This window comes from Ruegeria hyattellae (assembly GCF_041537925.1).
Taxonomy (GTDB): domain Bacteria; phylum Pseudomonadota; class Alphaproteobacteria; order Rhodobacterales; family Rhodobacteraceae; genus Ruegeria_C.
Map to the genome: position 1 here is coordinate 1 of NZ_JBGOSH010000032.1, position 13,850 is coordinate 13,850.

The 13,850-nt window shown below is 55.8% G+C and carries 15 protein-coding genes and 2 pseudogenes; 8 read left to right on the forward strand and 9 right to left on the reverse strand.

All coding sequences use genetic code 11. The features are described from left to right. Both AB1E33_RS29270 and AB1E33_RS29275 read left to right on the forward strand, forming a co-directional pair. Positions 1-194 (forward strand): annotated as a pseudogene (locus AB1E33_RS29270) (hypothetical protein); the annotation flags it as partial. Between the two features lie 22 nt (positions 195-216). Next, positions 217-1,189: pseudogene (locus AB1E33_RS29275) on the forward strand (IS5 family transposase). Positions 1,190-1,424: 235 nt separating this feature from the next. Here the strand turns inward: AB1E33_RS29275 and ureG are convergent. The 9 genes from ureG to AB1E33_RS29320 form a co-directional block, all read right to left on the reverse strand. Beyond that, positions 1,425-2,036, reverse strand: coding sequence for an urease accessory protein UreG (gene ureG, locus AB1E33_RS29280; protein WP_372580754.1), 612 nt, complete (start codon positions 2,034-2,036; stop codon positions 1,425-1,427). After that, on the reverse strand, positions 2,033-2,698 hold the full coding sequence (locus AB1E33_RS29285) for an urease accessory protein UreF (protein ID WP_372580755.1): 666 nt from the start codon (positions 2,696-2,698) through the stop codon (positions 2,033-2,035). The genes ureG and AB1E33_RS29285 overlap by 4 nt, the downstream gene beginning before the upstream one ends. After that, the gene (locus AB1E33_RS29290; protein ID WP_372580756.1) at positions 2,670-3,122 is read right to left on the reverse strand and encodes an urease accessory protein UreE; all 453 of its coding nucleotides are present in this window, start codon (positions 3,120-3,122) and stop codon (positions 2,670-2,672) included. The genes AB1E33_RS29285 and AB1E33_RS29290 overlap by 29 nt, the downstream gene beginning before the upstream one ends. A gap of 28 nt (positions 3,123-3,150) precedes the next feature. Next, positions 3,151-3,375, reverse strand: coding sequence for a hypothetical protein (locus AB1E33_RS29295; RefSeq protein ID WP_372580757.1), 225 nt, complete (start codon positions 3,373-3,375; stop codon positions 3,151-3,153). Between the two features lie 121 nt (positions 3,376-3,496). Beyond that, the gene (gene ureC / locus AB1E33_RS29300; RefSeq protein ID WP_372580758.1) at positions 3,497-5,257 is read right to left on the reverse strand and encodes an urease subunit alpha; all 1,761 of its coding nucleotides are present in this window, start codon (positions 5,255-5,257) and stop codon (positions 3,497-3,499) included. Next, entirely contained in the window at positions 5,232-5,564 is a 333-nt protein-coding gene (locus AB1E33_RS29305; protein ID WP_372580759.1) for an urease subunit beta, read from the reverse strand. The genes ureC and AB1E33_RS29305 overlap by 26 nt, the downstream gene beginning before the upstream one ends. Next, entirely contained in the window at positions 5,561-5,722 is a 162-nt protein-coding gene (locus AB1E33_RS29310; protein ID WP_372580760.1) for a hypothetical protein, read from the reverse strand. The genes AB1E33_RS29305 and AB1E33_RS29310 overlap by 4 nt, the downstream gene beginning before the upstream one ends. An 18-nt stretch (positions 5,723-5,740) precedes the next feature. Continuing rightward, complete coding sequence (locus tag AB1E33_RS29315) at positions 5,741-6,043, reverse strand: urease subunit gamma (protein ID WP_372580761.1); 303 nt, start codon at positions 6,041-6,043, stop codon at positions 5,741-5,743. A gap of 1 nt (position 6,044) precedes the next feature. Then, the gene (locus tag AB1E33_RS29320; RefSeq protein WP_372580762.1) at positions 6,045-6,860 is read right to left on the reverse strand and encodes an urease accessory protein UreD; all 816 of its coding nucleotides are present in this window, start codon (positions 6,858-6,860) and stop codon (positions 6,045-6,047) included. Between the two features lie 395 nt (positions 6,861-7,255). Here AB1E33_RS29320 and urtA point away from each other — a divergent pair, with 395 nt between their 5' ends. The 6 genes from urtA to AB1E33_RS29350 all read left to right on the forward strand — a co-directional run. Then, a complete protein-coding gene (urtA, locus tag AB1E33_RS29325; protein ID WP_372580768.1) occupies positions 7,256-8,536 on the forward strand; it encodes an urea ABC transporter substrate-binding protein in 1,281 nt (426 codons plus the stop codon). 59 nt (positions 8,537-8,595) lie between these two features. Next, the gene (gene urtB / locus AB1E33_RS29330; RefSeq protein WP_372580763.1) at positions 8,596-10,548 is read left to right on the forward strand and encodes an urea ABC transporter permease subunit UrtB; all 1,953 of its coding nucleotides are present in this window, start codon (positions 8,596-8,598) and stop codon (positions 10,546-10,548) included. 3 nt (positions 10,549-10,551) lie between these two features. Further along, complete coding sequence (gene urtC, locus AB1E33_RS29335; protein WP_372580764.1) at positions 10,552-11,781, forward strand: urea ABC transporter permease subunit UrtC; 1,230 nt, start codon at positions 10,552-10,554, stop codon at positions 11,779-11,781. Then, positions 11,778-12,518: an urea ABC transporter ATP-binding protein UrtD gene (urtD, locus tag AB1E33_RS29340; RefSeq protein ID WP_372580765.1), complete on the forward strand. Its 741-nt coding sequence runs from the start codon at positions 11,778-11,780 to the stop codon at positions 12,516-12,518. Before urtC ends, urtD begins: the two co-directional genes overlap by 4 nt. A 3-nt stretch (positions 12,519-12,521) precedes the next feature. After that, entirely contained in the window at positions 12,522-13,217 is a 696-nt protein-coding gene (urtE, locus tag AB1E33_RS29345; RefSeq protein WP_372580766.1) for an urea ABC transporter ATP-binding subunit UrtE, read from the forward strand. A 193-nt stretch (positions 13,218-13,410) separates the two neighbouring features. After that, a partial coding sequence (locus tag AB1E33_RS29350) for an IS5 family transposase (RefSeq protein ID WP_372580767.1) occupies positions 13,411-13,850 on the forward strand: 440 nt, incomplete at its 3' end.

The following is a 13,850-nucleotide window of genomic DNA, read 5'->3' on the forward strand; positions in this document are numbered from 1 at the left end:
CGAAGCTGACCACTGAACATGTGGGCGATGACACGGCGCTTCCAGATTTGCTCACCGACGTGGATGAAGATGTGAGCCGGTTTCTGGCGGATGGTGCGTATGATGGCCTGGGTGTGGTAGACTGTCTGGAGAACAAGTTCGGGGCCGGGAGGCGTTGTTGCAGAACTCTTTGTGCGAGGGATTCACAGCGTTAGGCCTCATGGTTAAACGGCTTGGATGAGCAATCCATCATCCGCCCGTTACCGCGTCACGAACTGGTCTGACTACAACGCTGCGCTTAAGAGGCGCGGGTCCCTTCTTGTCTGGTTGGACAAGGATATGACCTGGATTGCGGCGCATGAGGGTCGGCCTGGTCGCCCGCCAGTCTTTTCGAATGCGGCGATCCAATTCTGCCTGTCGATCAAGGTGCTTTTCAAGCTGCCACTGAGACAGACAGCGGGGATGGTCGCCAGCCTCTTGCGCATGGCCGGGCTGGACTGGCCGGTTCCCAATAACGCACCCTTAGTCGTCGGCAGAAGACCTTAGCCGTTCAGATCCCGTATCGCCGTGCCGACGGCCCGCTCAACCTTCTTGTCCCCTCTCGGGACATTGCTGCGCAATGCCCTGTCGGGCAGCGGACAGCACCGGGATCAAGTTTCTCGGCGATGGCGAATGGCAAGCCCGCAAGCATGGCGTTCGGGGTTGCCGCCAATGGCGCAAGGTACATCTGGCCATGGACACGGCTACCTCCGACATCCGCGCCGTCGAATTCACCCCAAACCGAGATGGTGACAGTCCGGTCCTGCCAGTGTTGCTCGACCAGATCCCGAAGGATGACGAGATCGGCACGGTGACTGCGGACGGCGCCTACGACACCCGGCGCTGCTACACCGCTATCATCGGGCGTAACGCCGCCCCGATCATTCCGATCCGCAAGAACGCTCGACCTTGGCAGGAAGACTGCTCGGTTGCCGGGATCAGAAACGAAACACTGCGCGCTACCCGACATAACGGTCCAGCATTATGGAAGCGTTGGACAGGCTATTACGCTCAGAGCCGGATCGAGGCGAAGATGCGCTGCCTCAAGGCATTCGGCGAGCGCATCGCTGCAAGAGACGCCGACCGACAAACCGCCGAAATCCGCATCCGCGTAGCACTCATAAGCCGGTTCAATGCTCTCGGCACCGCTGAAATCATTCGTGTGGCATGACGTCAGCGGGGAAAGGGGCCGTTACGCCTCGAGCATGAGTTACGCAACAACGCCGGTTTCGGATAGTTGTCTAGCTTGGCTAGTGCGCTTCGTATACGGACAGCCGATAAGTGAAGACAAAACATAACATCTAGACAAACGTGAAAATGAAAGATTGTTCTTTCGACCTCTCCAATCGGGTAAAGGTGCCGACAAATTGGCATCATCGTTCTGGGAGCCAATTCCGTTCTGAAATTTATAACCCTCCCCGCTTCACCAGGAGGTCAACAATTGCGCCGACCCCTTTTTTGTGACGAAGGGACGTGAACAAAAAAGGCCGTCCTTTGCGCATTCTGGCTGCATCTCTATTCATGACCTCCAGTGAAGCGCCAACATGCGGCGCCAGATCGGTTTTGTTTATGATCAGGATGTCGGATTTTGTTATTGCCGGTCCGCCTTTTCGCGGGATTTCCTCTCCAGCGGCGACGTCGATCACATAGATTGTAAGGTCTGCGAGTTCCGGGCTGAAAGTAGCCGACAGATTGTCGCCGCCGCTTTCGATCAGAACGATATCAAGATCGGGATGGCGTTCCCGCATTTCAGCGACAGCTGCAAGGTTTATCGATGCATCCTCGCGGATTGCTGTATGTGGGCAACCGCCCGTTTCGACGCCGATAATCCTATCTTGGGGAAGGACCTGCATGCGCACCAGCGCTTCGGCATCCTCCTGCGTATAAATGTCATTGGTGATGACGCCCACTGAACAAGCTTCGCGCAGGGCTTCAGACAAGGCAGCGGTCAAAGTGGTCTTTCCGGCTCCAACCGGACCGCCGATGCCAACGCGAAGAGGGCCGTTCATAGTGCTCATGTTCGGAATATCCTTGAATACTGTATTTCGTGTCTCATCGACGCGATGTCCGTCAGGAACGCAGTCGAACTCAATTCTTCTAAACCTGCCAATTGCGCCTTTTCGGCGATATGAGCACATAGCGGTGTCAAATTACGGATAAGTTTCTGAGCGTCGGTTTGCCCCAAAGGTACAAGGCGCGTTGCGCAAGCGACCAAGTTGCTTGCGAATGCTTGTAGATACATCTTCGTCGTCAGTAGTAGGGGGAGGTTTTGCGGACGCGCGGCGTGGCCTACTGAAACTGGGTAGGAAAGCTGTAGGAGGTCTAAATCCCAGACATCTCCTGTGACAGTCCCGAATGCCTGTCCCAGCAGTTCGGTTTCCATTTTCCTTTCGGATGAAGCGCAGATAGCCCGTGCCTTGGCATCGATGTTGAAAAGTTCATCTTTGTCCTGCGCGTTGTACGCGGACACAACGAACAGAGCATCATTCCATCCAGATCCGTGTTCCAGCGCATCTGAAATCCAGGCTTCGGCGTCTTGGGAACTGGCGACCGCTCCTTCGTCAATTGCAGCTTCCAACCCATGAGAATAAGCAAAGCCCCCCACAGGGTATGCCGGAGACAACCACTGGATCAGCGTCAGGATATCGGCGTCAGTGGGCGTGGCCATGTGTCCTGCCATGGCCATAGGCTCCGCCTTCGGGGTTGAACGGTAAGTGCACTTCGCGCACTGTGGCTCCGATTTTCAAAAGCATATCTCGGATCACATGATCGACCTGGATCAGCAGACGATCCTTTTCGATCTGGCAGGGCGTGTGGCGATTGCCAATATGCCACGCGATGCGTGTCAGGTCCGGAGCGGAAACCTCTAGCAGTGCTTCGGGTGCAGCCTGTATTTCCACTTCGCGACCGTCGTCCAGAACCAACGTGCCACCGTGGTTCAACGAGGTCGTTTGCGACAGATCGACGAGAATTTGTTCGCCACTTTCACAGGTCAGAACCTTGCGACGCAAAAACCGATCATCATAAGTCAGCGACAGGCAATCTGCGGAGTCGCCGTGCATATGATCCGAGTAACGGCGTGCGGTGCAGAGCAGGGCGGTCATACCGTCGCCTCCTCTGGAGCAGAAATGGTCAGAGCCAGATTGAATCCGTAAACACCCGGTGCACGATCCGTTCGCGTGATAGGCCGCGTTTTTTTAACTCTTCGTCGCTGAGCGATTGCAGGAATTCGACTTGCCGTACGCGCGATTGAGCTTCGGCCACACTGATCAGAGCCCCGTAGATTGATGCTCCGATGGACGCGATCAGACCGGGCAGCGAAAAGCGTGCGTGAGATTGTGTTGCTGAGTGTGCCATTTGGACCCTCGTAAACGTTGGTCCTCCCTTGGGTATTAATATCTGTCATATCGGCCTCACATTGAAGTGGGTGTTTGGTCATTACTGCCTTGCGCGCGGTGCAATGCAGCATAATTTTTAGTCAGAACATAAAGTATCGCTGTGCCATTGGCAGCACATCGGAGGGTTGGCAGGTCAGCAATTCGCCATCTGCCCGGACTTCGTAGGTTTCTGGATCAACTTCGATATGAGGTGTCGCGTTGTTGAGCAGAAGATCCTGTTTGCCAATCTCTCGTGTGTTTTGGACAGCGACGGTCTGCTTTGCCAATCCAAGTGTATAACCAATCCCGTCGGCCTGTGCGGCTTGCGACACAAAGGTGATTGCCGAGTTTTCAACGGATCGACCATAGGCACCGAACATTGGCCGACTATAAACCGGCTGCGGGGTGGGAATCGAAGCATTCGGATCACCCATCTGTGCACAAACGATGGTGCCGCCCAGCAAAACCATCTCAGGCTTCACTCCAAAAAAGGCTGGGTCCCATAGGACTAGGTCGGCGCGTTTTCCTTCCTCGATACTGCCAATCTCGTGACTGAGGCCATGGGCAACGGCAGGGTTAATCGTGTACTTGGCGATGTAACGGCGAACGCGCAGGTTGTCGTTGTCACCGGTTTCCTCCGGCAGGCGGCCTCGCTGTTTCTTCATCTTGTCAGCGGTTTGCCACGTACGGATCAACACCTCGCCCACGCGGCCCATAGCCTGACTGTCGGACGCGATGATGCTGAAGGCGCCCATGTCGTGCAGGATGTCTTCAGCCGCAATGGTCTCACGCCGGATGCGGCTTTCAGCAAAGGCCACGTCCTCGGGGATGGATTTGTCTAGGTGATGGCAGACCATCAGCATGTCGAGATGTTCCTCGACCGTGTTCACCGTAAAGGGTCGCGTCGGGTTGGTAGAGGAGGGTAGGACATGGTCCTCACCGCAGATCTTGATGATGTCGGGGGCATGGCCGCCGCCCGCGCCTTCGGTATGGAAAGCGTGGATAGTACGGCCCTTTATCGCAGCAACTGTATTTTCAACAAACCCGGATTCGTTGAGCGTGTCGGTGTGGATCATCACCTGAACGTCCATCGCATCAGCGACCGCAAGGCAGCAGTCGATGGCCGCAGGAGTCGTGCCCCAGTCCTCATGCAGTTTCAGCGCACAAGCCCCGGCTCTGACCTGTTCCTCCAGAGCAGCGGGAAGCGAAGCATTTCCCTTGCCCGCAAAAGCAAGATTCATGGGAAAAGCATCCGCCGCCTGCAACATCCGGCCGATATGCCATGGACCCGGGGTGCATGTGGTCGCCAGAGTGCCATGTGCCGGGCCGGTGCCACCACCAAGCATGGTCGTCAGGCCAGAATGCAGCGCGTCCTCTATCTGTTGAGGGCAGATGAAGTGAATATGGCTGTCGAATCCGCCAGCCGTCAGGATGCGACCCTCGCCAGCGATGACCTCTGTGCCGGGGCCGATGATGATGTCTACACCGGGCTGCGTATCCGGATTTCCGGCTTTGCCGATCTTGGCGATGCGCCCGTCCTTTAGGCCGACATCCGCCTTGTAGATACCCGAGTGATCCACGATCAGAGCATTGGTGATCACCGTGTCCACGGCCCCCTCGGCGCGCGTGGCCTGTGACTGCCCCATCCCATCGCGAATGACTTTGCCTCCGCCGAACTTAACCTCTTCTCCGTAGACGTCTTCGCGGTGCCCGGTTTCGCTGAACCGCGCAGTCGTTGCGCGCTCCACGATCAGATCTTTTTCTACTTCGATGATCAGATCGGTATCTGCCAATCGTACTTTGTCGCCGACCGTGGGGCCGAACATGGAGGCATAGTCACTCCGACTGATCTTGCCCGGCATCTTTCAAAGCCCCCATGATGTGCATATTGAATCCGTAGATGTGCCGGCGCCCCTCAAACGGCACCAAGATAACTTCGCGTGTTTGGCCCGGTTCAAATCGAACAGCCGTGCCCGCCGGGATGTCGAGCCGCATCCCCAAAGCTGCGTAGCGATCGAAGTCCAGGGCTGCGTTTGCTTCGGAAAAATGGTAATGGCTGCCGACCTGTATTGGTCGATCGCCGGTATTGGCGACAACAACAAGACGGCTGCTGCGTCCCGCGTTCAGCGTCAGTGATCCCTCAGCAGGAATGATCTCACCCGGGGTCATTTAGGAAGCTTCAAAATTACGGTAATGGTGATGACCGCGATCAAAGCCAACCCAGCTGCGAGCGCGGCGTAATCACTGCCATGGGCGTGAACTTGGTTATCTGAATGGGCCATTGCCGGGCCAGCAAGAATGAGAGCGGGAAACAGCATACGGTTCATGGGTGACTCCTTTGGAAATTAGCGAATGGGGTTGTGGACAGTCACAAGCTTTGTGCCATCCGGGAAAGTGGCTTCGACCTGCACCTCGTGGATCATTTCGGGCACGCCTTCCATGCATTGGTCTCGGGAGATCACTTCAGCCCCGGCTTGCATCATGTCGGCGACCGAACGGCCGTCGCGCGCGCCTTCGACAACGGCGTCGGTTATCAACGCAATGGCCTCGGGGTGATTCAGCTTGATGCCACGGGACAGCCGTTTGCGAGCGACCTCGGCGGCCATGGCGACCAGCAATTTGTCCTTTTCACGAGGGGTCAGGTTCATGTCAGAGCATCCAGCATCGGGGCAGTGTGTCTTTGTTCAGTCGGCGCAGAACTGGTATCAGCGTTCGGCGCAGAGCAAAGCTGTTGCTGGCCAGAATGCGAATGACCAATAGGTCTTTCCGGATCAGGGTTGCCCCGGCGATGTCCGGTAGCATTTCCCGGACAGGTTTCAGATGACCTTCGGCGGAACTCGACGCTAAGACGATTAGCGCCATCGCCCCTGCGCCGTTTGCAATATGCGGCTTGGATAAATGCGTATGCCAATCACCAGAGAATCTAATCGCATCGAGAAACACTGGCGTGTCTTCGCGCCGAATCTCGATCCGATCGCGCAAGCGAATTTCCGTCAGTGTCTCGCCCATGGCAGCGCGCCCAAAGACCAGCGGCTCTACCATCAGCATTTCAGCATCGAGCGCCAAGTCGATCCCGATGCGTCGGTCCAAAGCGCTGCCGTTGTACAGAATGGTCTCTTGCGGCAACCAGTTCAGCCTGGCACCAGCTTCAACCGTCAAATGATTTGCAATCTGGCCTCGTTCTTTGGGCTGGGCTTTGTAGGCGCGCTCGCAGGCTTGTGTCGTCAGGGTCAGCGCCGTGCTCTTTGCTGCCTTGCAAGAAAACCGGAATGAATCGCCTCCGGTCACGCCGCCCGCCGTGTTCAGAAGAACCGCATCAAGATCAGGCGTGATCGTTCTGGGGAACAGGCATTTAAAGGACCCAGACTGGCGAAAACTGTCCAGCACAGTCCTGTTGCCCAATTGCTTGGTGCTTAAGCTGACGGTGCCTGCAGCACGTGGCGGTACCGCGCTGTGCGTGGGCAATATGGCTGCAACTTGTGTAATAGGGCACCTTTAGCGCGTCGTTTGGTGCCACCTGTTTCTCTGTTGAAGTGTCGGAACACTAATCTGCAGTGTCGGAATCTGCTTATTTCCGAATCGTGTGTCTAAATTCTAGACAGTAACCTCTGACTTAGATGAAAAAATATGCGAATCTCGCCAATTTCCCAAATTGGGCTAAAGGTAAGTTGCCAACCTTGCTGCAATGCAGAAACCGTATGGGTGCCACCGCGGAAATGACCCGGGGGGGTGTGACGGCTGCGCGAATTGGACCTCGAACACAACCGCCACACGGAACGCAACAACAGTTGCGGGGATCAGGTAGAAGAAGAGTGTGCCTTTGCGCAAGCCCTCTCTCCCGGCCCCGCCAGGAGGACTACATGAAATCGCTCAAATCCACGCTCGCCGGATCGGTTGCATTTGCTGCCATAGCCACCGCTGCGTTGTCGGCCGAAGACACGATCAAGGTCGGAGTGCTGCATTCGCTGTCGGGCACGATGGCAATCTCGGAGACTACTCTGAAAGACACCATGCTGATGCTGATCAACCAGCAAAACGTTAAAGGTGGTCTTTTGGGCAAGCAGCTTGAGGCTGTTGTTGTGGATCCCGCATCGGATTGGCCGCTGTTCGCGGAAAAAGCGCGCGAGCTGCTGACCGTCCACGAGGTGGATGTGATCTTTGGCAATTGGACTTCGGTCAGCCGCAAATCAGTTCTGCCGGTGATCGAAGAGCTGAACGGTCTGCTGTTCTATCCGGTTCAGTATGAGGGCGAAGAAAGCTCTAAAAATGTCTTTTACACCGGTGCGGCTCCGAACCAGCAGGCTATCCCTGCGACCGATTATTTCCTGGAGGAATTGGGGGTTGAGAAATTCGCTCTGCTCGGCACGGATTATGTCTACCCCAGGACCACCAACAATATTTTGGAAAGCTACCTTAATCAAAAGGGTATTGCGGACGCGGATCTCTTCGTCAACTACACCCCCTTTGGCCATTCTGACTGGTCCAAGATCGTATCTGACGTCGTTGCACTGGGCGAAGATGGTAAAAAGGTTGGTGTGATCTCGACCATCAACGGAGACGCCAACATTGGTTTCTATAAAGAATTGGCCGCAGCTGGTGTTTCGGCAGATGACATTCCTGTCGTGGCCTTTTCGGTTGGAGAGGAAGAACTGTCCGGTCTCGATACCACCAACCTCGTCGGCCATTTGGCGGCTTGGAACTATTTCCAGTCGGCGGATACTAATGTGAATGCCGAGTTTGTCGAAACCTGGAAAGCCACCATGGGTGACGAACGGGTGACCAACGATCCTATGGAGGCGCATTACATCGGCTTCAATATGTGGGTGAATGCCGCGACCGAAGCCGGCTCGACCGAAGTAGACGCTGTGCGCGCCGCCATGTACGGGCAGGAATTCCCGAACCTGACCGGTGGTACTGCTGTGATGTTGCCGAACCACCATCTGGCTAAGCCGGTTCTGATTGGTGAGATTCAGGAAGACGGCCAGTTCGACATCATCAGCGAAACCGACGTTGTGCCGGGCGATGCATGGACCGACTTCCTGCCTGAATCGGCAGTGCTGAAATCGGATTGGAAAGATCTCGGCTGCGGTATGTACAACACCGAGACCGAGAGCTGCGTTCAGACTTTGTCGAACTACTAAATCGTACGCAAGGCGGGTGTGATCGCCCGCCTTGCCCAAAGACACGCGGGTTTCACCACATGTTAAGACTATTCCTTGCGGGCCTGGCAATTCTCTGCGCCTGCCTGAACGCCAACGCGCAAGAGGGTGGCCTGCAGCCGATCTTGCAGGATCATCAGGAGATCATTGTCAAAAGTTCGCGCAAGACGATCAAACCGGCGATTGATGCGCTTGCCGCCAGTGGGCTGCCGCAAGCGCAGGTGATGCTTGAGACATGGGCCGCCAAAGACATGTGGATGCGCAAGTCTGACGGTCTGTTCTTTGCCGGAACAAAGGCCGAAGGGCGGTTGTACGAACTGACCGATTTCGACACGGGCGAAGTGGTCGGCACGTTTGAGAAATCCGACCTGAAGCAATTGAAACCCAACAGCGGTGTCCGCGCTATGATCGGGACAGCTCTGGTGCAGTTTCAGTTGACCGACCCGGATCGAAAGAAGCGCCTAGCCGCACTAAAATCCATTCAACGTGATCCCGAAGGCGCACTGCTCGAACCTCTTCGTGCCTCGATCGAGGATGAACCAGATGTGGATTTGAAGGCCCAGAAGCAACGGCTCGAACGGCTGCTGACTATTGGATATGACGAAGATGTTGCGGCCCGCGTGGCTGCAATTGAAGAAATGTCGAACGATCTGGGTGTCGACGTCCGCGCGGCGCTGAACCCGTTAGTCGTGACCTCACGAAAGACCGCTGCGGACCTGCCATCGGATGTTAACGTCGCCATTATTCTGGACCCCGGTTCAGAGGCCTTGTCGCGGGATGACGCATACCACCTGTTGGTCGCGAGTGACTTGGCTGCGCCCCCTGTGTTGCCTGACGACATCCGCCTGGCTTTGGCTGCGAACATCGACGGTGGTCGCGTAGGGGGTATCCCGGTCGCGCAACTGAACGAGACTACTGCGCGCGCGCAAGCCTACAGCACTCTGGCCGAAGCCGGAATCGTGCCTGCGTTCGTAACTGAGGCCGATATCGACACGGCGCTGGGTGCACATGTGTTCTTTGAGACTTATGCCGAGCCGTCCATCGAAGTAACCGCCGCTGCCGAAAAAGCGCTAAATAAGATCGAACTGAAAGTTGGCCTAAACCAAACGCTCGACCTGACGTTGGACGCGGTCTCTCTGGCCTCGATTTATTTCCTAGCTGCAATTGGTTTGGCCATCACTTTCGGAGTGATGGGTGTAATCAACATGGCCCATGGCGAATTCATCATGATGGGCGCCTATACGGGCTATGTCGTTCAGCAGTTCGTCCCCGACCATACGGTATCGATCATCGTCGCCATCCCAATGGCCTTCGCCGTCACGTTTGCCATGGGCGTCGCCATGGAGCGCCTGGTGATCCGTTGGCTTTATGCCCGCCCGTTGGAAACACTGCTGGCGACCTTTGGTATCTCGATTGCCCTGCAGCAACTGGCAAAGAACATCTTTGGTACACAGGCCCGCCCTCTGACTGCTCCGGGTTGGCTGGACGGTGCCTGGGTGATGAACGATGTGGTTTCGATCAGCAATATCCGCATTGCAATCTTCGTACTGGCGCTGATCTTTCTGGGGCTGTTCCTTTACATCATGAAACGGACAAGGCTGGGGCTTGAGATGCGTGCGGTCACGCAGAACCCTCGCATGGCCGGATCAATGGGTATCAACCCGGGGCGGGTGAATATGCTGACATTCGGTCTCGGCTCCGGCATTGCTGGGATCGCGGGTGTGGCCATTGGCCTTTTTGCCAAAGTCACATCGGATCTGGGCAACGACTATATCGTGCAAAGTTTCATGACCGTAGTTGTCGGTGGTGTCGGCAACATCTGGGGCGCGCTGGCAGGCGCGGGGATGATCGGGTTCCTGCAGAAAGGGATCGAGTGGATGAACCCTTCAAACACGCTCGCGGCGCAAACCTACATGATCATCTTCATCATCATTTTCATCCAATTCCGACCACGAGGCATTATTGCCCTCAAAGGTCGCGCGGCGGGGGATTGAGCCATGGAACGTAGTTTTGTCGTCAAGAACCCATCTGTGCTGGTCTTTCTGGCCATCCTGTCGCTGTTCACGCTGGGTGTAACTGTCCTGTCCGAAGGGTTCGGGATCGGTGTGATCTCAACCAGTTTCGTCAAAACGCTGGGCAAGACCCTGTGCCTGTGTTTGATCTCTGTCGCGATGGATCTGGTTTGGGGTTTCACCGGCATTCTATCACTAGGCCATTTCGCATTCTTCGGGCTCGGTGGCTATATGATCGGCATGTGGCTGATGTACGAACGCACTCGGCTGATCGTGGTCGAGTCATTGTCACAAGCCGACGTCCCGCCAACGCCTGCCGAAGTTGTGGACGCCATCGGCACTCAGATTTTCGGCGTAGTCGGATCATCCGAATTCCCGCTTATCTGGGCGTTTTCGCACAGCTTGACGCTGCAGTTGATACTGGTCGTTGTGGTGCCTGGCCTGCTGGCACTGATCTTTGGCTGGCTGGCCTTTCGCAGTCGAGTGACCGGCGTCTATCTGTCGATCCTGACGCAAGCAATGACGCTGGCTCTGGCTTTGTATCTGTTTCAGAACGACAGCGGTTTGCGCGGCAACAATGGCTTGTCCGGCTTGCAGAACCTGCCCGGTGTCACTGTCTCTCAAGACGTTGTTTCGCTCTGGTTCCTATGGGCTTCGGCTTTTGCGTTGGGACTGGGTTACATGCTGGCGGCATGGATCGTGTCGGGCAAGTTCGGCTCGGTCCTGCGCGGCATTCGGGACAACGAGGCGCGGGTTCGGTTCCTCGGCTATTCGGTCGAAGCCTACAAGTTGGCTGTCTTCACCCTGACGGCTTGCATCGCCGCAATCGCGGGTGCGCTGTATTATCCGCAGGCTGGCATTATGAACCCCGAGGAGATGGCCCCCATCGCCTCAATATATCTGGCCGTCTGGGTCGCTATCGGCGGCCGGGGCCGCCTGTATGGTGCGGTCATCGGTGCGGCTTTTGTCAGCCTGCTGAGCACCTGGTTCACCGGCGGGCAGGCCCCGGATATCCCGCTTGGTTTTTATACGATCAAATGGGTCGACTGGTGGCAAGTGCTGCTGGGCGTGTCTTTTGTGCTGGTTACGCTGTTTGCTCCGCAAGGTATCGGAGGTTTGTTCGACTTGTTTACCAACCAGCGTCATCCCGATCGGCATGGTGCCAATCTGGGACCCGATGAAGGCGCATTGCGTGAGAAAGAGGCTAGCTTATGAGCGCCCTGTTAGAAGTAAGTGGCGTATCGGTTGCCTTCGACGGGTTCCGCGCAATCAACAACTTGTCCTTCCAGATTGGTGACGCAGAGCTACGTTCCGTGATTGGCCCGAATGGTGCCGGCAAGACTACGTTTATGGACATCATCACCGGCAAGACCCGACCAGATGAGGGGCGGGTCATATGGGGTGAAAAGTCCGTATCTTTGTTGGATATGACCGAGGCAAAAATCGCGCAGGCGGGAATCGGGCGGAAGTTTCAGAAGCCTACGGTTTTCGAGGATCAGTCCGTGCGCGATAATCTACTAATGGCGCTAAAGAAAAATCGTGGCTGGGTTGGTGTGCTGCTTTACCGTCCGTCCAAAAGTGATTTGCAGAAGGTCGAGGACCTGGCCACCGAAATTGGGCTATGTCAGGAACTGAGCCGGAAGTCGGGTGAACTGAGTCACGGGCAAAAGCAATGGTTGGAAATTGGCATGCTGCTTGCGCAGGACCCACGTCTGCTACTTGTTGACGAACCCGCCGCAGGCATGACCCCGCAAGAGCGCGAACATACCACAGACTTGCTAATTCAAGCTGCAAAGACCCGCGCGGTTGTGGTTGTTGAACATGACATGGAATTTGTCAGGCGCCTGAACTGCAAAGTCACGGTTTTGCATGAAGGATCCGTATTAGCTGAGGGCAGTCTTGATCACGTGACATCAAATCAGGACGTCATCGACGTCTATCTGGGGCGCTAGAAAATGTTGAAGCTGAGCGATCTGACTTTGCACTATGGGCACTCGCAAATCCTTAACGGGATTTCCATGGAAGCCGTACAAGGTGAAGTAACGTGCGTCATGGGGACCAACGGTGTTGGAAAAACCAGTCTGATGAAGGCAATCTCAGGGGCGCATCCCCGTTCCGGTGGCGAACTGGAGCTTGACGGAAAGCAAATGGGTGTTTTGCCTGCTCATCAGATGGCCTGGAAAGGTGTAGCATATGTCCCCCAAGGTCGCGAAATATTTCCATTGCTCACGGTTCGAGAAAATCTGGAAACAGGCTTCTCCTGTCTGCCTGCTAGCGAACATTTCGTCCCGGATGATATATTTGATATGTTCCCGGTCCTCAAAAAAATGCAGAACCGGCGCGGGGGCGACCTTTCCGGCGGGCAGCAGCAACAGTTGGCCATCGCACGTGCACTGATCACAAGACCGCGCCTGCTGCTGCTGGATGAGCCGACCGAAGGTATTCAGCCGAACATAATCCAACAGATTGGCGAAGTGATCCGGCACCTCAGAAAGACGAGCGGAATGGCAATTGTCTTAGTCGAGCAGTATTTCGACTTTGCCTATGATCTTGCTGACAGATTTGTCGTGTTGCGACGTGGAGAAATCCTGGTCAAAGGCACACGAGATGACCTGACGCGTGATCAGGTGTTGCAGGTCGTTACAGTTTAGCTCTGTTGCCTGTAGTTGACTCCAGTATATATACATGAAGCCAAAATCATGTTCTGCATTAAAGCTCGGGACATGGTTTGATCCTCCAAATACGCTCAATTAAAGAAATGCGACTTTGTTGCATAGATAGGGCTTTGTTGCACAAATGCTTTGAGGGATTCACTGTTTGAAATTAGCGTGGTAGCCGGGGCGTATGAGCAGTTGGTCCCCGACGAAGTACAAGACCAGGAACTGGCCTTCGTACAACACGGCGTTGAAGCAGCGCGGGTCACTGTCGATCTGGTTTGATCCTGAGATGGCATGGCATCCACCGGCAACTGGCAAGCCAGGCCGTCAGCCCGAGTTCAGCGACGCCGCAATTCAAGTTTGCCTCACGATGAAGGTGCTTTTTGGGATGCCCCTCCGACAGACCACGGGGTTTGTCGAGAGCCTCTTGCGGCTGGCGGGCCTCGACTGGAGAGTGCCGGACTTCAGCACTATGTGTCGGCGACAGAAGACGTTGGAAGTCTCCATCCCTTGTCGTGGCGGAACGGGGTCGCTCCACCTGCTGATTGACGCGACCGGGATCAAAGCAGAGGGCGAAGGTGAGTGGAATGCCCGCAAACATGGTGGCACCAAGAAACGTCTTTGGCG